Source organism: Psychrobacter sp. T6-4 (genome assembly GCF_052258425.1).
In the GTDB taxonomy this organism is placed as follows: Bacteria; Pseudomonadota; Gammaproteobacteria; order Pseudomonadales; family Moraxellaceae; genus Psychrobacter.
The window spans coordinates 67,697-87,826 of sequence record NZ_JBQQEZ010000007.1 but is presented as its reverse complement, the minus strand read 5'-3'; the positions used below and the strand labels follow the sequence as shown (position 1 = coordinate 87,826).

The 20,130-nt window shown below is 44.5% G+C and carries 19 protein-coding genes and 1 tRNA gene; 8 read left to right on the top strand and 12 right to left on the bottom strand.

Translation table 11 applies throughout. The features are described 5' to 3' along the window. Positions 1-20: 20 nt before the first annotated feature. The 6 genes from rpsJ to ACTXGE_RS06560 all read right to left on the bottom strand — a co-directional run bounded on the left by rpsJ (position 21) and on the right by ACTXGE_RS06560 (position 5,896). Positions 21-332 (bottom strand): 30S ribosomal protein S10, encoded by a 312-nt coding sequence (rpsJ, locus tag ACTXGE_RS06585; protein ID WP_025644420.1) that lies wholly within the window; start codon positions 330-332, stop codon positions 21-23. Between the two features lie 432 nt (positions 333-764). Next, positions 765-2,405: an Rne/Rng family ribonuclease gene (locus ACTXGE_RS06580; RefSeq protein WP_443542571.1), complete on the bottom strand. Its 1,641-nt coding sequence runs from the start codon at positions 2,403-2,405 to the stop codon at positions 765-767. 108 nt (positions 2,406-2,513) lie between these two features. Beyond that, on the bottom strand, positions 2,514-3,176 hold the full coding sequence (locus tag ACTXGE_RS06575; protein ID WP_443542572.1) for a Maf family protein: 663 nt from the start codon (positions 3,174-3,176) through the stop codon (positions 2,514-2,516). 42 nt (positions 3,177-3,218) lie between these two features. Then, the gene (mreD, locus tag ACTXGE_RS06570) at positions 3,219-3,704 is read right to left on the bottom strand and encodes a rod shape-determining protein MreD (protein WP_317200598.1); all 486 of its coding nucleotides are present in this window, start codon (positions 3,702-3,704) and stop codon (positions 3,219-3,221) included. Between the two features lie 97 nt (positions 3,705-3,801). Further along, positions 3,802-4,752 carry a rod shape-determining protein MreC gene (gene mreC, locus ACTXGE_RS06565; protein WP_443542574.1) on the bottom strand — a complete coding sequence of 317 codons (951 nt, stop codon included), beginning with the start codon at positions 4,750-4,752 and terminating at the stop codon, positions 3,802-3,804. 106 nt (positions 4,753-4,858) lie between these two features. Further along, positions 4,859-5,896, bottom strand: coding sequence for a rod shape-determining protein (locus ACTXGE_RS06560; protein ID WP_317200661.1), 1,038 nt, complete (start codon positions 5,894-5,896; stop codon positions 4,859-4,861). 563 nt (positions 5,897-6,459) lie between these two features. On the opposite strand from ACTXGE_RS06560, the gene gatC reads away from it, so the two are divergent. The 6 genes from gatC to ACTXGE_RS06530 all read left to right on the top strand — a co-directional run bounded on the left by gatC (position 6,460) and on the right by ACTXGE_RS06530 (position 11,285). Then, positions 6,460-6,783, top strand: a complete 324-nt coding sequence (gatC, locus tag ACTXGE_RS06555; protein ID WP_317200596.1) for an Asp-tRNA(Asn)/Glu-tRNA(Gln) amidotransferase subunit GatC — start codon at positions 6,460-6,462, stop codon at positions 6,781-6,783. A 57-nt stretch (positions 6,784-6,840) separates the two neighbouring features. Beyond that, on the top strand, positions 6,841-8,337 hold the full coding sequence (gatA, locus tag ACTXGE_RS06550) for an Asp-tRNA(Asn)/Glu-tRNA(Gln) amidotransferase subunit GatA (RefSeq protein ID WP_443542576.1): 1,497 nt from the start codon (positions 6,841-6,843) through the stop codon (positions 8,335-8,337). Positions 8,338-8,421: 84 nt separating this feature from the next. Then, a complete protein-coding gene (locus ACTXGE_RS06545) occupies positions 8,422-8,760 on the top strand; it encodes a hypothetical protein (protein WP_443542577.1) in 339 nt (112 codons plus the stop codon). Positions 8,761-9,103: 343 nt separating this feature from the next. Continuing rightward, complete coding sequence (gene gatB / locus ACTXGE_RS06540; RefSeq protein ID WP_443542655.1) at positions 9,104-10,600, top strand: Asp-tRNA(Asn)/Glu-tRNA(Gln) amidotransferase subunit GatB; 1,497 nt, start codon at positions 9,104-9,106, stop codon at positions 10,598-10,600. A 92-nt stretch (positions 10,601-10,692) separates the two neighbouring features. After that, positions 10,693-10,769 (top strand) — tRNA-Pro (locus ACTXGE_RS06535). A 210-nt stretch (positions 10,770-10,979) separates the two neighbouring features. After that, complete coding sequence (locus ACTXGE_RS06530; RefSeq protein WP_443542579.1) at positions 10,980-11,285, top strand: addiction module antidote protein; 306 nt, start codon at positions 10,980-10,982, stop codon at positions 11,283-11,285. A gap of 204 nt (positions 11,286-11,489) precedes the next feature. Here the strand turns inward: ACTXGE_RS06530 and ACTXGE_RS06525 are convergent, their stop codons facing one another. Next, positions 11,490-11,792, bottom strand: a complete 303-nt coding sequence (locus ACTXGE_RS06525) for a monooxygenase (protein WP_443542580.1) — start codon at positions 11,790-11,792, stop codon at positions 11,490-11,492. A gap of 90 nt (positions 11,793-11,882) precedes the next feature. Continuing rightward, positions 11,883-12,617 (bottom strand): dethiobiotin synthase, encoded by a 735-nt coding sequence (gene bioD, locus ACTXGE_RS06520; RefSeq protein WP_443542582.1) that lies wholly within the window; start codon positions 12,615-12,617, stop codon positions 11,883-11,885. A gap of 178 nt (positions 12,618-12,795) precedes the next feature. On the opposite strand from bioD, the gene ACTXGE_RS06515 reads away from it, so the two are divergent. Beyond that, positions 12,796-14,019 (top strand): 8-amino-7-oxononanoate synthase, encoded by a 1,224-nt coding sequence (locus tag ACTXGE_RS06515; protein WP_443542583.1) that lies wholly within the window; start codon positions 12,796-12,798, stop codon positions 14,017-14,019. A 36-nt stretch (positions 14,020-14,055) separates the two neighbouring features. On the opposite strand, the gene bioA is transcribed toward ACTXGE_RS06515, so the two are convergent. Next, positions 14,056-15,399: an adenosylmethionine--8-amino-7-oxononanoate transaminase gene (gene bioA, locus ACTXGE_RS06510; RefSeq protein ID WP_443542585.1), complete on the bottom strand. Its 1,344-nt coding sequence runs from the start codon at positions 15,397-15,399 to the stop codon at positions 14,056-14,058. 157 nt (positions 15,400-15,556) lie between these two features. Between bioA and ACTXGE_RS06505 the strand changes: the two genes are divergently transcribed. Next, positions 15,557-16,492, top strand: a complete 936-nt coding sequence (locus ACTXGE_RS06505; RefSeq protein ID WP_443542586.1) for a DUF1853 family protein — start codon at positions 15,557-15,559, stop codon at positions 16,490-16,492. A gap of 16 nt (positions 16,493-16,508) precedes the next feature. On the opposite strand, the gene ACTXGE_RS06500 is transcribed toward ACTXGE_RS06505, so the two are convergent. From ACTXGE_RS06500 to ACTXGE_RS06490, 3 genes are all read right to left on the bottom strand, one after another. Continuing rightward, positions 16,509-17,765 carry a hypothetical protein gene (locus tag ACTXGE_RS06500; protein ID WP_443542588.1) on the bottom strand — a complete coding sequence of 419 codons (1,257 nt, stop codon included), beginning with the start codon at positions 17,763-17,765 and terminating at the stop codon, positions 16,509-16,511. A gap of 132 nt (positions 17,766-17,897) precedes the next feature. Beyond that, positions 17,898-19,358: a hypothetical protein gene (locus tag ACTXGE_RS06495; RefSeq protein WP_443542590.1), complete on the bottom strand. Its 1,461-nt coding sequence runs from the start codon at positions 19,356-19,358 to the stop codon at positions 17,898-17,900. Positions 19,359-19,587: 229 nt separating this feature from the next. Then, complete coding sequence (locus ACTXGE_RS06490) at positions 19,588-20,118, bottom strand: DUF2726 domain-containing protein (protein ID WP_443542592.1); 531 nt, start codon at positions 20,116-20,118, stop codon at positions 19,588-19,590. Positions 20,119-20,130: the final 12 nt, after the last annotated feature.

Below are 20,130 nucleotides of genomic sequence, written 5' to 3'. Positions count from 1 at the left end.
ATTAATGGGTTGGGTGTGTGTTAGCCCAAAGCAATTTGAACGTCAACACCCGCCGCTAGATCTAACTTCATCAGCGCATCCACAGTTTTGTCAGTTGGCTGAACGATATCAACCATACGCTTGTGAGTACGAATCTCGTACTGATCACGCGCGTCTTTGTTGACGTGTGGTGAGGTTAGAACGTCGAAGCGCTCAATGCGAGTCGGCAACGGTACAGGACCACAAACTTGCGCACCGGTGCGCTTTGCAGTATCGACAATCTCTTGCGCCGACTGATCAATCAGGCGATGGTCAAAAGATTTGAGTCTGATACGGATTCTCTGGTTAGCCATGCCAGCAAGCTCCTAATATATGTTTTCGTCATTCTTGCAAAACAAGGTGATGACCAAAAGCCGTTTAATTAAATATTCACTCAAGATAGTTATCTGTTCTTTATCAAAACAAGCAACGACCAAAAGTAAAATAGTTTAAAGCCCAACCGAATCTCCTATTAATATGGAAATCAGTAAAGGCATATGAAATAGTGCTAGAAACGATGCTCTAGCTGTCATAGCGCCAGCAACTTGCTAAGCGGCGCTCTTGTAATTCAGTGGTGTGTATTATACATAGTATATAAGTCATTGCAAGGACAATATAGGCAATGGCCCCTGCTTTTACTTAAAATATAAGATAAAACGCGTCTATTTACCAGTGGTGAGTCGTCATAAAGATAACTTTTGACGCTTATATCTTTGAGACTTATAACGCAAGCAACAACTGCTTTGTTAGTCAAGTACAATGTCATATTGCTCTTGATTATACAAGTTCTCGACCTCAAAAGTAATGACTCGCCCAAGGAGATACTCAAGCTCGGCAACTGTGTCAGCCTCTGAGGTTAATAGCAGATCTATGACTGCTGCATGAGCGACTACGGTGAACTTCTTTGGGGAATTATAAGTGCGAGCGCAGCGCATAATCTCGCGGAAAATCTCAAAGCATACCGTCTCTGCGGTTTTGATAAAGCCGCGTCCTTGACAGGTCGAACAAGGCTCGCACAATTGCTGCCCTAGCGACTCACGGGTACGCTTACGGGTCATCTCAACTAAGCCAAGCTCACTGACTTGGGTGATATTGGTCTTGGCATAATCTTGTGCAAGCTTGGACTGTAAGCTCTCAAGTACGTCGTCTTTATGCTCTTGCTCGAGCATATCGATAAAATCAAGAATGATAATCCCGCCCAAGTTACGCAGACGCAGCTGGCGGGCGATAGCATGAGTGGCCTCTAAATTGGTTTTGTAAACCGTATCCTCTAAGGAGCGACCACCAACAAATGAGCCGGTGTTGACATCAATGGTCGTCATAGCTTCGGTCTGATCAATAATCAGATAACCGCCTGACTTTAGATCAACGCGGCGTTTTAGGGCATCACGCAGGTCATCCTCGACGCGGTGCACATCAAACAGCGCCTGCTCTGCGGTATAGTGAACAATACGATCATAAATAAAAGGCACAAAAGATTTGGCAAAGTGGCGTACTTGCTCATATATCTGACTATTATCAATGATGACTTTTTCGGTATCGGTATGCACTAAATCGCGGATAGCGCGTATCGGTAATGATAGCTCTTGATAAATCAGCTCTGAGCTTTGATGAGCGGTGGACTCTTTGTGACGCGCGCAAATAGTACGCCACAATTGTACTAGGTAGTAGATATCTTCCTCTAGCTTATCCACAGGTACGCGCTCGGCAGCAGTACGCGCAATGAGTCCACCTCTTAGATTGACCGTTTGCATAAGACTTGTCAGCTCAGTCTTTAAACGCGTGCGTTCCTCCTCCCCATCGATACGCTGTGATATACCGATATGATCGCTTGATGGCAGGTACACTAGGTAACGCGAAGGCAAAGAGATATTAGTCGTTAATCGAGCACCTTTACTGCCGAGCTGATCTTTGGTGACTTGTACAAGAATACGCTGAGATTCATGTAATCGGTGCTGAATAAGCACTTTGGCGGAGACAGGCGTAATATCTGTGCTGCGCGCGCTCACCACTGGTGGCGACATGGCGAGACTCTCTGCTGCTATAGCTGTTTTACTTTTGGTAGTATCTATTAGCGCTTCACTATCGTCAGTGGTCGTTGTATTGTCAGCGGTGTCTTTGATGGTTTCGCTTGCAGGTTTTTTTGTGCTCGTTGACGGCAAACGTTGCATATCGTTGACGTGCAAAAAGGCGGTGCGCGACTGACCAATATCAATAAAAGCCGCTTGCATTCCTGGTAGTACGCGTACAACGGTACCTAGATATATATTACCAACGAGACCTAGCTTATGATGACGCTCAATATAGATCTCACCCAGTATTCCACTATCTAAAACTGCTACGCGCGATTCCATAGGACTGATATTGATTAGCAGCTCTTCTGACATAACCTCTGTTCTCTTTATTTAATAACGAAATATGCTCTAGTGTAGCAAATGGGGCTGAGCCTTGCCCATAACCCTGCGTATCATTATGTGCACTTCAATCCATAGCTATCAATTCAACTTTTTTATATCATCAATTAATGCAAGCGTTTGTGCAAGCGGTAAGCCGACGACATTGGTATAGCTGCCATTGATACGAGTGACCCAAGCAGCTGCTAATCCTTGAATACCATAAGCCCCAGCTTTGTCAGCAGGCTCGCCGGTGTTCCAGTATGCGCTCATCATATCTTGAGTTAATGGAACAAATGTCACTTGAGTACGCTCCATAATTTGGTGCAGGCTTACTAGCTTTATATCCAATTGAGTAGTGCCTATCTCGCTGCCCTGACCCTTATTTTTGGTTAATAAAACGTGGGTTGCCTGTACGCAAGTCCAAACTTCATGAGTATTGTCAGACATCTGCTGCCACATACTACAAGCGTGCGCATAATCGCTTGGTTTGACCAGTACCGTCTGACCATCAGGCAATACGCCAATGGTATCGGCAGTTAGAATAATAAACGCTTTATTATCGCCTGCATTGTTCCTCTCAACACTAAGCTGCGCTATCGCCGCTTGCGCTTTGATGACGACCATACGCTCGATGTACGCGGTTGGCGACTCATTGTCTTTGGGCGTTTCATCAACATCTACCGCCATAACGCTAAACTCTAGTGAGACACTCGCTAATAGTTCACGGCGACGCGGCGATCCTGAAGCCAAAATGATATCCATCACTGCTCTCTTTATTTTTGAAGTTTAAAAGCTTGAGACGTCTTAACGTACAAATTTGCGTAATATCAGTAATACTAATGGCCAGCTGACGATACTCATCAGTAAAGAGAACGCAGATTGAGCGACAAACACGCCTTGGGTAAACATCTGAAGTAGCCATAAGTTGAGCTGAAATATTATAAGCGCCGCTGATGCTAACAACCAAGCGCTGCTCGTTCTAAGCTCTTTGATATAGATGCTACTTATCTTAGTAAAAAAGGCGACAACAACCGCTGCAAATGCTTGCTGACCTAAGCGCGTATCCATAAGCAAATCGGCTATAATACCAATAAGAAAAGCGGTAAAAACCCCTACGTAACGCGGCTGAAAGAGCAACCAAAATATGAGCACCATGATCATGACCATAGGACGCAAGGTTGCCATGCTTGAATTTAGGGGATAGACCACAAGTGAGGAGGCGACAACGAAGCTTGAAACGATTGCTAGTAGCAAAAGAGAGGTGGGTTGTTCAGAATCTGGATACGCCATGAGCTTACCTACATCAGTTGTATAGCAATCATTGGTTAGTGATGGCCAAAACCGCTATAAATCAGAGCAGAAGTTTATATGCTTGTTCGATACCGATTTAATTGGTGGTTGGCTGCAAAGTCTCATTAGTCGCCGCCATATTGTCTGTAGACCCTATTTCAATATTTGGCTCAGTATTTAGCGTAGCGTCCGTCTGCGGTAGTGAAAAGCGCTGAGTATCTGTCATTTTATCTTGCAAAATGAGTACATAAGCATTGTCAACGAAGTTGGCAGCGGGCGTCACCTCGATACTTCTAAAGTTATCCGCTTGCGTGTCTTTTATTAAAGCAATGCGCCCGACGCGATACCCTGCTGGAATACGTCCGCCTAAACCAGATGAGATCAGCTCATCGCCCACGCGGACATCTGAGGTTTTGAACACATAATTGAGATGTAGTGCAGTCGGTATACCCTTGCCTGTGACAATAGCGCGCTGGCCAGTACGCTTGATGGTGACCGCAACAGACTGCTGCTCATCGGTAATCAGTAACAAGCGGCTGGTATTGGGGTAGACGTTGATGATTTGACCCAAAATACCGTCTTCGTCAATGACCGTTTGCCCCACTTGTACGCCATCTTGCTTGCCTTTATTAAGCACAACAATCTGCTTAAGCAAGTTGGTATCAGTACCAATGACCTGAGCCAGATTGAGGTCAAACTGCTCAGGCTTGGTCGTTGACAAGATACCTTGCAAGCGCGCGTTTTGCGCTAAGATATAATCTTGCTGCTGTAATTTGGCTTGTGCATGCAGTAGTTGTGATTTGAGCTGTACGTTTTCGCGGCGCAACACTTCTTTTGACTCAGTGCGACCTGACACCCAGTGCACCGCATAGCTTGGTAGTATAGATAACTCGTAAATAGGTTGCATCGCTGCATGACTGATATTACGCACAGGATTGAACCATTCTGGATTTTTGCTATCAAACCACATCAATATCAAAGCGACGATCAGTGCAATTGCAGTGATACGCAGTGACAAAGGCTGGCGAGCAAAAATACTTGGGGTCATAAGGATCTAATATCAGGTATTTAGAGCAGGGTTGATGGCATTAAAGGCAGCACAGCAGGCTACCTTTAATAAATGCTTAGTTAGATTTAAAAAAAGCTAAAAACGTTTATACAAAAATCATATTTAGGCTTTTGTTATTGATAAATTCAAGAGCAATACCACCACCGCGGCTCACACACGTTAAAGGATCTTCGGCTACGGTCACTGGTAGACCCGTCTCTCTAGAGATAAGCTTGTCCAAATCACGTAACAGAGCGCCGCCGCCCGTCAGTACGATACCGCGCTCAGCGATGTCTGATGACAGCTCTGGCGGCGTTTGCTCAAGCGCTGCTTTTACAGCGCTGACGATACCGCTTAATGGATCGCTTAGGGCTTTTTGCACTTCTTCTGAATTGACAGTAAAGGTCTTGGGCACGCCTTCTGCCATGCTACGTCCACGCACTTCTACTTCTAATTGACTGTCTTCGTTGAGTGCTGAACCCACCTCTGTTTTGATACGCTCAGCAGTCGTCTCACCAATAACGCAGCCATGGGTACGGCGCACATGGGTAATAATAGCCTCATCAAACATATCACCACCGATGCGAATCGATTCGGCATACACGCAGCCTGATAGCGCGATAACTGCAATCTCTGTCGTGCCGCCGCCGATATCAACGACCATAGAGCCGCTTGCTTCGTGAACGGGCATGCCAGCACCAATTGCTGCCGCCATCGGCTCCTCAAGCAGTAGTACTTTGCTTGCGCCTGCTGATGAGACTGCTTCGCGAATAGCTTTACGTTCAACCAAAGTAGATTTGCAAGGCACACAAACGACAACGTTAGGCTGCGCCATAAAACGCTTGGCCTTTACCTTGGCAATAAAGTGCTTAAGCATCTTTTGCGTGACTTCAAAATCAGCAATCACGCCATCTTTTAGCGGGCGAATAGCGGTGATATTGGCAGGCGTACGACCTAGCATTTGCTTGGCGTCAAGACCTACAGCTGCTACAGTAGGATTTTGCGTACGATTGCTACGCAAGGCGACGACGGTTGGCTCATCGAGCACAACGCCTTTGCCAGGAATAAAAATTAAAGTGTTCGCAGTACCGAGATCGATTGCGATATTATTTGATAAAAATCCAAACAGGTTCATGACTAATATATCCAGCGTCTTACGGTGAGGCGAATGAGAGGCTAAGTCGTTCTTATTGGTATTGGTCAAAGGGTTTAATGCCTTTTAACCCTTTAATTTTCTTGATGAGTCTCAAGAGTTATCGACCCAATAAGTCGAACCTAAACAACAAAGATTAAATTGGGCTAAATTATACCGATTTGGCTTAAAAAAAACAGCGCTATTTGCATCTACCTAGTAATAACGTCTTGCTAAATACTAGTATCTGAACAAGATACGAGTAAATAGTAGATAAAGCACTATCATTAATCACCCAACTTTGACTGCTCATTATCATACCTTGAATGCTGGCGCATATAAACCCTTGATATTAAATCAATCTTTTAGCCTCTAAACTCCTATTAACGTAATACTCAGCTTAGGCGGCCTGACTCCTTGTAAAGCTAGGCCTGTAAACCTAGGACTGTAAAGTTGGGATAGATGCTTTATAATAAACGCATATTACACCTATACCTTTATGCCTAAGTTTATGACGCGTTTAAAGGTAGTCATTTTTGCCAGCTTTTATATCCTGTTCTTAAATCGGAGATTTTATGTCACAACAAACGCCCGAAGCTGACCTTAATAACAGCAATGTTAGCCGTCAAGAGATTATAGAAGTGGCTCGCCTAGCGCGCTTGGGTATCGATGAGGATACTGCAAGCAGTTATGCCAGTGAAATCAGTAAGGTTTTGACCCTGATGCAGACGCTTGAGAGCGTTGATACTGCTGATATCAAACCGTTATCGAACATTCATGAAGTCTATCAAGACTTTCGAGCTGACATAGCCAAGCATGATATCGATCGCGCGCGTAACCAATCTGTCGCGCCAGCTGTCGAAAACGGTCTATATCTTGTGCCGCAAGTTATTGAATAAGCGGTTACTTTTTGATTTTTATCATCAACATCTACCTTCTCTAACGGACGACGACTTATGTCTGAACTTCATCTTTTAAGCACCCAGCAACTGATCACAGGTCTACAAGACAAGCAATTTAGTAGCGCAGAATTAACTGAGCACTATATCAAACGTGTACAAGCGCTAGATAACAAGGTCAATAGCTTTATCACTACGACCTCCCAGACCGCACTTGCCCAAGCAAAAGCCGCTGACGAGCTACGCGCGCAAGGGGATAAGCGAGTGCTGCTAGGCATGCCAATGGCACACAAAGATATCTTTTGTACCCAAGGCGTACTCACCACTTGCGGCTCAAAAATGCTGCATAATTTTGTCTCGCCTTATGATGCCACAATCGTCTCCAACATTGATCAGGCCGGCATGATTAGCCTGGGTAAGCTCAATATGGATGAGTTTGCAATGGGCTCAGACAATAGCAGCTCATACTGCGGCAGCGTACAAAACCCTTGGAATTTAGAGCGCGTACCAGGCGGCTCCTCTGGTGGTAGCGCCGCTGCCGTCGCTGCAGGCTTCGTCCCTGTCGCCACCGGTAGCGATACAGGTGGCTCTATTCGCCAGCCTGCCTCGTTTTGCGGACTCACCGGTATCAAACCGACTTATGGCCGCGTCTCACGCTTTGGGATGATTGCCTACGCGTCAAGTTTAGATCAAGCAGGTAGCATGGGACGTAGCGCTATGGACTGCGCATACTTGCTTCAACCTATGGTCAGCTATGACGAGCGTGATGCCACCTCAGTCAAACACGATATCCCAGACTATGTACAAGACCTCAATGAGGCTCAGGCCAAAGCAGGTGACAAACCGTTTGCCGATTTGCGTATTGGCGTGGCAAAAGAGTACTTTGGTAAAGGGCTTGATAAAGAAGTCGAGCAAACCGTCAAAGCCGCTTTGCAAAAGTACGAAGAGCTAGGTGCAACGATCGTAGAGGTCAATATCACCGATCCTGATATCACTCTTGCCACTTATTATATGCTTGCCCCTGCCGAGGCCTCCTCTAACCTATCGCGTTTCGATGGCGTGCGCTTTGGTTATCGCTGTGAGAATCCCAAAGATTTGACTGATCTCTATACGCGCTCTCGCTCTGAGGGTTTTGGTCCTGAGGTGCAGCGCCGTATCTTGACGGGGACTTATGCGCTATCGGCAGGCTATTTCGATGCTTATTATACTAAGGCGCAAAAGATTCGCCGTCTTATTATCAAAGACTTTGATGAGGCCTTTGCCAATTGTGATGTGATTGCCAGTCCTACTGCTCCGACTGCTGCTTATAAGCTCAGTGATAACCTCGACCCTGCGACGATGTATTTGGGCGATGTCTATACTATCGGGGTCAATCTGGCAGGCCTGCCCGCACTGAGCCAGCCTGTTGGTCTTACCTCTGAAGGTCTGCCTGTAGGTTTACAGTTAATTGGGCAATATTGGCAAGAGAGTAAGCTGCTTGCCACCGCGCATCTGTTCCAGCAGCATACCGATCATCATTTGCAACACTCACTCATTGCCAAAGAGGGCGTATAATACGTTTATCTAGAGCTAACTCACTGATCGTATTAGCATATACGGTTTTGCATAAGCATAAATTAACGCTAATAAGGATATAAGATGACAGTTATCGAGATGTTAAAACAAGAGATCGGCTTAGATGAAAATCAGGCGCAAGCTCTAAAAGCCGAGCTAAAAGCGTTAGAGGCGTTTTTTGATAAAAACTTTGAAGATAGTAAATCTTTTTTTGAAGCGTTTTATGCTAAGTTTGAGGACGTCATTGCTCCGTATGGTTTTGAAAAAGGGGATGCTGAACAAGCTGAGCCTTTAGTCAGTAGCCTATACAGACAAGGCAAGTTTAAGATTTTGGTGACTTATATTATCCCCGCCTATTATCAAAGTGGCGGAGATAGTGATATCTTCAAAGACACTTACGAGCAGATGTTGAATCATCACTGATGCTCTAAAGTATGTGCTGCGCGCTAACCTATGTTAATGGCATTACTAGAGCTTGAGCATAAACAGCTTGATTGGTTTTAGAGAATATCGAACCTTACGATAACAAGGTCGTTTAGCCTTGATTGAAGCGGATATACTGCTTGGATAAGCGCATTATGAGGGCTTGGTTTTGCTATGGCTACGCGGAGCAAGAGACATGGCAAGCGCTAGCCCTCGCTTTGCTTAGATGAGCAGATAGTAGCGAAAAGCGAGATTAGCTGCAAATATTGATAACAACTAACCCGTAACACTTTATAGCTTAATAATTATTTATTTTAATTTTTGATAGGATTTTACAATGGAAATGACAGAGTTTGCGCCTCGTAAAGAGCTGCTCGTCGATGGCTATGAAGTGGTCATCGGCATTGAGATTCATTGCCAGCTTAATACCGAAAGTAAGATATTCTCTAACGCGCCAACCGACTTTGGTCATGAGCCAAACTCGCAAGCGAGCATTGTCGATTTGGGTCTACCAGGTGTCTTACCTGTGTTAAACAGAGGCGTATTGGATCGTGCGTTGAAATTTGGTATCGGCGTCAACGCAGAATTGGGTCTGTTCAATACCTTTGATCGTAAAAACTACTTTTATCCCGATTTGCCTAAAGGCTATCAAATCACTCAAATGGCGCACCCTATCGTCGGCAAGGGCTATATCGATGTAGTCGTCAATGAAGGCGACAAAAATGAATACCCCAAACGCATGGGTATCACGCGCGCGCATTTAGAAGAAGATGCGGGCAAGTCAGTGCATGATGCGGTTGAAGGTATGACGGGCGTCGATCTCAACCGTGCGGGTACGCCACTGATTGAAATCGTCTCTGAACCTGACATGCGCTCAGCTCATGAGGCACTCGCCTACATCAAGGCCATTCATCAACTGGTCACGTGGCTGGGTATCTCGGATGCGGTGATGGCAGAAGGCTCGTTTCGCTGCGATTGCAACGTGTCGGTACGCCAGCCTAGCGGCGAGCTTGGCACACGTACTGAGCTGAAAAACCTTAATTCATTTCGATTCATTGAGCGCGCTATCAATCGTGAGATTGAGCGTCAAATCGATATTATCGAGGATGGCGGTACAGTGGTGCAGGCGACGATGCTCTATGATCCTGATCTTGATGAGACGCGTATCATGCGTACCAAAGAGAATGCTGATGACTATCGCTACTTCCCCGATCCTGATCTGACTCCTGTACGTCTCGATCAGCATACTATCGATAAGATAAAAGAAGAAATGCCTGAGCTACCTGTAGCACGTCGAACGCGGTTTGAGAATGAGCTTGAATTATCAGAATACGACGCGCGTATCTTGACGGGTAGCCGCGAGCTTGCCGATTACTTCGAAGACGTCGTTACCGAAGTTGGTACACTCAATACTAAAATGGCGGCAAACTGGGTCATGGGTGATCTGCTCGGTGCACTCAATAAAGATGATCAAGACATCACAGGCTCCCCTATCAGCGCCAAGCAACTGGCGGTACTGCTGGCTCGTATCAATGATGACACGCTATCAGGTAAAATGGCAAAACAAGTCTTTAGCGCGCTATACGCCCACGAAGGCGGCAGTAGCGACGATGCGGCTGATAAGATCATCGAAGAAAAAGGTCTTAAGCAAGAGACGGATACAGGTGCTATCAAGGCTATGGTCGAAGAGGTCATCGCTAACAATGAAGCGATGGTCGATGAGTATCGCGGCGGTAAACAAAAAGCCTTTAATGGTCTGGTTGGGCAAGTGATGAAAGCCAGTCGCGGTAGCGCTAATCCGCAACAGGTCAATCAGATCCTAAAAGAGCTGCTCGGCTAAAATGCCTGCTATGCGTCAAATGTGATGGCTGTATTTGGACAAAATAAATAGCCCTTGCAATAAAAGTAAATTTGCGTAAAATAGCAGTCATTCGGGGCGTAGCGCAGTCTGGTAGCGCACTACACTGGGGGTGTAGTGGTCGCAGGTTCAAATCCTGCCGTTCCGACCAAACACAATATTAGGGCATACCGTCATAGACCGTATGCCCTTTATTTTGGGCATTTTTCAGGTATTGAGCGTTATATAGGTGTATGGCGTTCTATATAGAATGTTGGTATTATTTTTGGTACTGAGCGATATTAATGTGACAACTGATGTGTTAATTATTAAAGTGAAAGCTGATAGTAACAAGTCAAGAATGACAAAAAGGACCACTCTAGTGACTAATATTAAAACCAGCCGTTTTGATGTGGCAGAATATCTAACAGATGAGACCCTTATCAGTGCTTATTTAAACGAAGCACTGACTGATGGCGCACCTAGTGAGTTTATTCAAGCCTTGAATGATGTGGCACGCGCAAAAGGCATGAATGAGTTAGCAGAAAAGACAGGCATAAGACGTGAAAGTCTGTATAAAACCTTACAGTCTGAAAAGCCACGTTTTGACACTATGCTAAAGATCATTGATGGTATGGGCTTACAATTAACCTTAAACCCTAAAGTCGAGCCTTGTGTAGAGGCTTAATTGTTTCGATATTTTTGACTATTACTACGAGAGGCGGACATTTATAGCTTGCCTTTTTTTGTGCCGTAACCCTTTAGACTTATTCAAATGCTCGATTGGTTTAGAAGGTACGACGTAACGACCATACTAAGCTAGAACTAATTAATACAAAGCCAGCCCTTATATTTGAGGGTTGGCTTTACTTATATAGACTACTTATCAATATCAAACAGAAGCTTTAGTAATAGCGCTCAATTCCTGATTGATAATAAAGGTCTTAGCCCGAATACCCGTAATACCAAACGACTCTAAGCGCTCGGTATGTTTAGCTTGATATCTATTAGCGTCCTCTAAATTATCAAACACATATATTCCGCCCGCCTCCTGCGTGTCTGCGTTTTCTGTCCACAGCTTATAGACCAGACCACTCTCGGTCGCGATATCGCTAGCCAAGTCCTTCATTTGCGTATAAAACTCGTCACCAAAAGGACCACTGTACGGAAAATCCATTTGTAAAAGGTATTGCATAATTCGCTCCATTATTTATTAATGATCAAGCTTATTACTCTATCATAAAGCATGCTAAACCATATAAAAGGACGATAGCGTTATAGCACTCTATTTAAATACTTGCGCGTAGTTCGCGAGTGAAAAGTCTGTATCAGCTTTGATGTCCGTATCGGCCGTTTGAGGGTGTAGATTGGATGAGCTATCCGGTAAATCCACCCAGTAGCTTTGCGGATGGTTAGCTTGCAGATACTCATATAGATACTGTCTGGTACTATCGACAATCTCATTATCTTTTGGATAGCTTGAGTCAGGCTGCCACTGATTATATATCAGCGCATGTAGGGTCAATGAGCGGCTTTTTATGGCCTCAATGCTCAGTAACGTATGGTTAATACTGCCAAGTCTACCAGAGCTAACTAAGACAACAGGATAACCCTGCTCGGCGATATAATCTAGAGTTAGTAACGTATCGGTAATAGGCACCATAAGCCCGCCAGCACCCTCTAACAATACGATATCGTAATCCTTTAGCAGTGCATTGGTCGACGCTGTGATAAGCTTAGGTTCAATCACCGTATGCTCAAGCGCGGATGATAAGTGCGGCGAGGCAGGCTTGCTAAAGACGTAAGGACAACTCGTCCCCTCCTTATCTACTGTCTGTAGAGGGATACCCATCATATTTCTATGGGCGACGATATCCTCTGCAATATCAGAGCATCCTGTTTGCACAAGCTTTTGCGTGATGACCTTGTGCCCTTGCTGATGCAGAGTTTTGGCCAACTGCCCTGTCGCTACTGTTTTGCCAATATCGGTATCTATACCACCGATGAATAGTACCGTCATAGTTATTAATCCTTATTTTAAAGCGTATAAAATTTTAGCGTTTTATTGATGGCAATATACCGTTAGAATGACTAGCTGCATCATTGTAGTAGCCAAAATCTAGTGACTACTGATGCTAATACTAGAATCAAATACTAAAAGCATCAAATAACCTTTAAATTAATGTAGGATTGCTGTTATGACAGGACCCACGCGCGCCCGCGTCAACGATCATTTAGATATGCTCCGTGCTAACAATCAGTATCGACAACTTCCTAACATTAAGCATCAAGATCAGTGCATCATCGCTGATAATCAATCCCTGCTAAATATCTCCAGCAATGACTACTTAGGCTTAGGCAATGACACTGGCTTGCAGAGCGAGTTTTTAGACAAGCTACAAGCGCTACCTGTATCACAGCTACCCAAAATGGGCTCGACCTCCTCACGTTTGCTGACGGGTAATCACGAGCAGTTGCCACTACTAGAAGCAGATTTATTAAACTGTTATCACCTTGCCTTATCAGATGATGAACGTCAAACCTCCACCAAGTCTATCTTGGTGCTTAACAGTGGCTATCACGCCAATATCGGCATTTTGCCTGCGCTTGCCAAACTGCCCCTTGAGACTTGTATACTATCAGACGACTTGATACACGCCAGCATAATTGATGGCATCCGTCTTATCCGTAGCAAGCAGTGTACTTATAAGCGCTATCGTCACAATGATTTAGCGCATCTGAAAGCTATTATTGACAGCTTAGATAAGTCTGTTGAACGCATTATCATCGTCACCGAAAGTGTCTTTAGTATGGATGGCGATCGCGCGGACTTAAAGGCCTTGGTCAAACTCAAAGCGGGCGATCCTCGAATTGAACTCTATGTCGATGAAGCTCATGCCGTCGGCGTCTTAGGCTATAACGGACTGGGATTGAGCGAGGAGACGCAAACCTTAGAAGACATAGATTATCTCGTCGGCACCTTTGGCAAAGCCTTTGCCTCAACAGGCGCTTATATTATATGTGATGAAAAGGTGAGAGAGTGGTTAATCAACCAAATGCGCTCCTTTATCTTTAGCACCGCACTGCCCCCTATTATGCATAGTTGGACCCGCTTTATCGTAGAGAAGATGCCTTCGCTTCACTATTTGCGTACCCATCTTGCCAAGCTATCTTTGCAAGTGGCAGATGCTATTAAAGCTACAGAGGGTAGCTCAATTAGCAGCTATCAATCACCTATTATCCCTTATGTACTTGGGAGCAATGACAAAGCGATAAGTAAGGCCGAGCAGCTGCGGGAGGCGGGGTTTTATGTACTGCCAATCCGCCCACCTACCGTCCCTGTAGGCACAGCGCGCATTCGATTAGTGATGAATGCTAGGCTTACCACAGAGGACTGTGACCGTTTAATATCGCTCTTATAGAATACTGAAGTTGTTTTTTGCTGTGAACAGAATATCCTAGTCACTACTTATAGATAAGTACTGGTTAATCACGGCTTTTAATCGATCACATAGTGTAGCGACTTCTGCTTGGGTCATGATGATCGGCGGCATAATGTAAATGAGTTTGCCAAAGGGTCTGACCCAGATCTGATTCTTAATGAGCAATTTTTGAAAAGTAGGCATATCCACGCTGTTATTGAACTCAATCACGCCTATAGCGCCTAGGGTACGTACATCGGCTACTTGAGGATAGTCTTTGATTGCAGCGAGCTGCGCTTGTAGATATTTCTCTATTTCTCTAGCTTGAGCAGGATAATTCTGAGTGATGACCAAGTCGAGGGACGCAATAGCTACTGAGCATGCTAGCGGATTGCCCATAAAGGTCGGACCATGCATTAAAGCTGCATAAGGGCTAGCCGCAATAGTATCAGCAACATCACGCTGGCATAGGGTCGCCGCAAACGTCATATAACCGCCAGTTAGGGCTTTGCCTATGGTCATAATATCTGGGGTTATATCAGCATGTTCACAGGCAAACATTTTGCCCGTACGTCCAAACCCTGTGGCGATTTCATCAGCTATCATCAGCACATCATAGCGCCTGCACAACTGACGTATCAGCTGTAAATACTGCGGACTATAAAAACGCATGCCGCCCGCGCCTTGCACGATAGGCTCAATAATAAAAGCGGCCATATGAGTATGATTCGTCTCAAAGAACTCAGTCAGCTGCGCGCGCGCACTCTCTGGCATCTCATTGTTAAAGCCATCAATAGGCTTGTCTGTGAATAGCTGTACGGGTAGTTGATTGCCATAGATGCTGTGCATGCCGCCAACAGGATCGCAGATGCTCATGGCATGCCAAGTATCACCATAGTATCCAGAACGGGTAGTAGCGATTTTATTTTTCTCGGGTTTGTCTTTAGCGAGCTGATATTGCATTGCCATTTTTAATGACACTTCAACGGCGATGCTACCGCTGTCTGCATAAAAAATCGCGTCAAGACCATTAGGGACGATAGAGAGCAGTTTTTTACCTAAATCGATAGCGGGCTGATGGGTAAGACCACCGAACATGACATGAGACATCTTTTGCAATTGCTCGCTGATGGCCTGATTGAGTGCAGGATGATTATAGCCATGAGTACAGGCCCACCACGATGACATACCATCTATGAGGGGTTCGCCCGACTTTGTATACAGATAGACCCCATCACAGCGCTCGATGACCAGGTTGGGATAAGCAGGTGGCAGCGAGGTATAGGGATGCCAAAGATGATGCTGATCAAACGCATCCGTATCCTCAGAGTCTGTAGCCAATCTAGATGTTTTATCTCTAGCTATTAAGTTATCGCTCATAAATCTGTCAATCGCTAATTAAAGGGTTATCACAATATAGCGGTAACTCGTTATAAAAGCTAGACGCAGCCCCTTGCAAAAAAGGGCTAACTGTCTATAGACTTTTATAGGCGCAAGCGTTACGGTGAATGCTCCATAATCTTATATGATTGATACTATGTCCAAGCCTACCCTGCCCCTTTGTCCTGCTCAAACTAAGGCTCCTTGGGCATCATTTACCCGCCCTTATGTGCGCGACTTGGCGTATGTACTCGCCTGCCCTAATGTGCTGACTCAATGGCTTGATTTTGCACCGCATCAAAGCACTCATGAAGTCGAAGTCCATCCCAGTGAGTTTTGGCTGGCGCAATTTGACGCTTATCGTCAGCGTTTGGATGAGCTTGATACTACTCACGCCTATCAAAACTTGACTCGTTATCTACTTAGTCGGCCAAGTCCCAATCGTTTGGGCTTTCACTTTGAGGGTTTGTTATCATTTTGGTTAGAAGACGGCTTTGCGCGTGGATTACATCCGTATGAGACACTCGCCAATAACGTGCAGCTATATAATGGCAAGCAAACCGTCGGTGAGCTGGATTTGATTTTGTACAACCACAGCGAGCAGTTGATTGAGCATTGGGAGCTGGCGATTAAGTTTTTTATGGGTGCGTCGCCTTTTACCCCTGAGCACTGGGTCGGTATCAACTCCAATGACAATCTACAGCGTAAGATGACTTATATGCAGACTAAGCAGTTTAGAGTGGTTTGGGTCGATACCGAGGCGCATGGTCGCGTCAAAATCGATAAGCGTTATGGGGTGATTAAGGGGCGCTTTTTTTTGCCGATAAACACCATTGACTTCGATAAACCTGATTGGCTAACACCAACCTTCCCTTTGCACGAGTGGTGCGATAAAAATGACGATGCAACACTTGCCACACTTGATACCTCTACACTTAGAGCCGCTCACTATATTGAATGGTTCACTAAACGCGACTTTTATGATGCTCGTCAACCTCTAGCCACTTGCCTAGAGAACAAAAAACCTAAAGCTGGGTTATATTTTGCCCAAGATTGTCCATTAGTGATTTATCCGCCTGTCATTATTAGCTAAACTAAATTAAGAGCCGTTACCAAGCGTAGCGACCATATAAGCTGATTTCACTACGCTTAGCTTTTTCAGAATCTAAGTCATCAGTCAGCACTTTTATACCGCCGTACTGACTGTCTAACGCCAGTCCCATAGCTTGCGTCTGCGGCTCAATTAATGCGGTAAGTATAAAGGGGGAGCGATTATTATTGAGCAGATAACTCGCTGAGAGTTGATATAAGTCTTGCACCTCATTGGCTTGTCCATGTGCGCCAAGCTGCCAATTATTATCTAGTTGATGCATAAGACTACCCTCAACCCGCCAAGGTAGCGTCTGCGTGACATCCTTCGTCTCAAGCTGACCTTCCAGACTATATAGCGGTCGTCCATTAACATCATAATCAAGCGCATAGCGAGTGCTCGGCATCTCCTTCCAGCGCATACGTCCAAGGACATCATATCCGCGAATATTTAACTGCGTCTTATCTGAGAGCTTACCGGTTAGATTCAAATCAATTGAGTAACCGTAACCTGAAGGATTATCAGGATTCCAGCCTAGATTCTCCTCCCCTAGCGCTGGCTCGTCGTAGTAGTAATCAAGATAAGCATCCGCTTTATCAATAGTATCTCGAATAGTATTGGACTCACTAGCTGCTAACACACGGCTGTTTAGAGTACCCGTCACCTTACCATCTAAAGCATGCAACCCCTGCCAAATATTGGCTTGTGCCGTCAATTGCCAATTCGGTATCATACTCTGGGTAAAGCCAATATTAGCCCCTACTCTCTCGTTATGTTTGGCCTCTAAAAATAGCGGATAAGACTTACTCTGTGTTGGGTTTTGCTTGTTCTCGTATTGCCAGTAGACTTCTGCCGTCTCCTCACTAAACTCCATCAAATAATCATAGCGCCAAGCTAACCCGTAGCTAATAGCGCTGTTGGCAGGTTGTACATTAAGCCCCATCCGTCCTTGTACATAAGCATGCTCACCTGACTCTAAAGGCGCATCCCAATCATCGATAAAAGCGGCAATAGGCTGAGCAGGGCTATCTGCGCTCGCCATAACCTCAAACCCTACTTTGGGTGTTTGCGTTGGTATTTGGCTAGCAAAAATATTGGCGGACAGAAAAGTTGGCGCTCTACTCTCTGAAAGACTAGATTCTTGCGCGATAGCAGATATAGATAAGCTCGACCCTAAGCATATCAATGTCATAGAAGTAATAGAACTATCGAGTCGATAACGAGTTAATGGTTGCCAAGTTGTACGTACAGCTATAAGTAGTCTTGAGGAGATCATGGACGTTCCATAGATGACAAGCGATAGAATTTGGAGAGCAAAAAAAAGAGACAGGCCTTACTGTCTCTTTTTATATCTTCAATCATTTTATAGATTTCAAAACCCTTGAGGGATCATGTTGAATCTATAATCTTATAAAACAATTAAGCTGTTATCGGTAAACTTAGCCGTAATCTTACCGTCATTGTCCATCAGATCACCCAAGTCTTTACCATTAACGATGATATCACCAAGCTTACCATTACTATCGGTAATAAAATCACTATCCTCATCGACATTTAGAGTGATAGAGGCATTATTTTGCTTAATGATAAACTGAGTGCTGACGACGTCGTAGTCATTGTTCAAAGTCGATTTTCCAGTAACAAATAGAGTCTTACCCTTCACGCTGGCAGTTAGGCCTTTAAGCTCAACAGCATTGCGAGCCGTACGCTCAAGCTGGGCTTGGAAGTCAAGTGGAATCGTTAATTTATCATTTTTGGTGACATCGCCTTTGATAGCTAGTAATACTTTCATACCTACAAAATTGTTAGCACTCTCTACAATATTACCCGTACTATCCACAGTGATAAACTTCTTGATATCATCGGCATCAGCAAGAGCATTCAGGGTAAGCGTTACATTAGTTGCTGGATTTTCCTTAATCATCTGACCAGTTAAATCGATCTTGTAAGGTATAGTGCGTACTGCTAAGGTACCGTCGGCAAGCTCTTTGCTAATGTCCATGACTTCAATAGCAAAGTTTCTCGCTTCGATCACGCTATCATTGGCTTCTAATTTTAGCTTACCTAAAGTAATGACGCCTTTTTCGAGAGTGACGCCTGCTGCATTGGCTTCATCAAAATCAAACTCGTCATTGAAAGTGACTTTTTCGCTGAACTGGCCATTGACTGTGGCGCCTTTGGTCGTTGAACTCAATAGTATAGCTTCTTTGCCAGTACCAATTTTAATACTATTAAAACCAAGACTACCCTTAAAATTGTCAGTATTAGTGTTTGAGCTCAAGGCATTTTGATAATCATCGAAACTTAGGTCAAAAGTATCCACGATTATAACTATTTCATCAAACTGACCCGTTTGCGAGTTGTAGTCATACTCATACTCTTCGAGCTCTACCTCAGTGGTTCCGGTTAGAGCAAACTGACCATCTGCATTTAAGGTCGCTAAAAAACCTGCTTTTGGCTCAAGAGAAATATTACCTAAAGCGACTTCAAACTCTTCATCATTAGCTAAAGCCATAATGTTTGCAGCCGTTAGTCTTGAGAGATTGTTCTCTTGCATATAATAAGAAAGATTGTTCGGCACCTCTAAAGCATAGCCAAGCCGATCGTCCTGCTGGTCAGTGATGATGGCACTGGCACCCTCATAAGCTTCAGTGACTGCTTGATTATCACTAACAAACAGCTTAGCGGTACGTATCATCTCTTTAGCTTGCTCAAGATCAGACAGACTATTATCAACAGGAGGCTGAGTGGGAACACCTGGTGTGCCTGAGCCGTTATTAGAAGAAGTATTGCTATCATTATCATCGCCACAAGCGCTCAATGCTAAAGTAGTGGCTAAGGCTAGTACCGAAAGTTTAAAAAATTTCATTGCAATATCCTTAATGTCAGACGCCTTTATCAAAGACTATTCTGATTCAAATTATTTTATATTCCGTATTATAAGTAACCTTAAAGATTTTTATAGAAACAAAACAAAGAAACTAAAGTTCGCTCATTTGTTGCCAGAATATTACAACTAACGGTGAGATTAGTCTACAAGTTTTTGAGAAAATATAATTTTTCTTTGCAATAGTCATCGGCTCATTTCAATCTGATAGTTAGTAGTTCTCAATCACCTGCATAATCTCATATCTGAGCATATCAGCGCTCGGCATACGCTCAGCGTGAAAACGTACGATAGCGATGCCTGCACTAGCCAGCGCTTTATCTTTTTTGTCATCTGCTTTTTGCCGCGCTTTGCTATTGTGAGTCCAATCATCAAGCTCAATAGCCACAAGCGTCGTCTGCATATCGATATCTGTAATGACATAGTCCACACTCTGACGACAAATACGATTAAACCAAAAACTACGCTCGCTGGTCTCCTCGCTATTGGCCTCGATAAGACGCGATAGTTGCACCTGTACAAAAATATGATACTCAGGCAAGGCGTTTTTGAGCTTATTAAAGAAGATAACTTCGGTATCTGTCATGATGGGAATAGGTGCAAAGGGCCATATAGCCAAATCGTCACCGCGGACCGGCTGCGGTTCTGGATCTGCTCTTTTTGCGGTTGACTGCTGTCTAATGACTATGATCAGTCCTAAAAACCCTACTGCTGCGAGCAAAAATATAACACCAAATGACATGGTTGTGCCTTA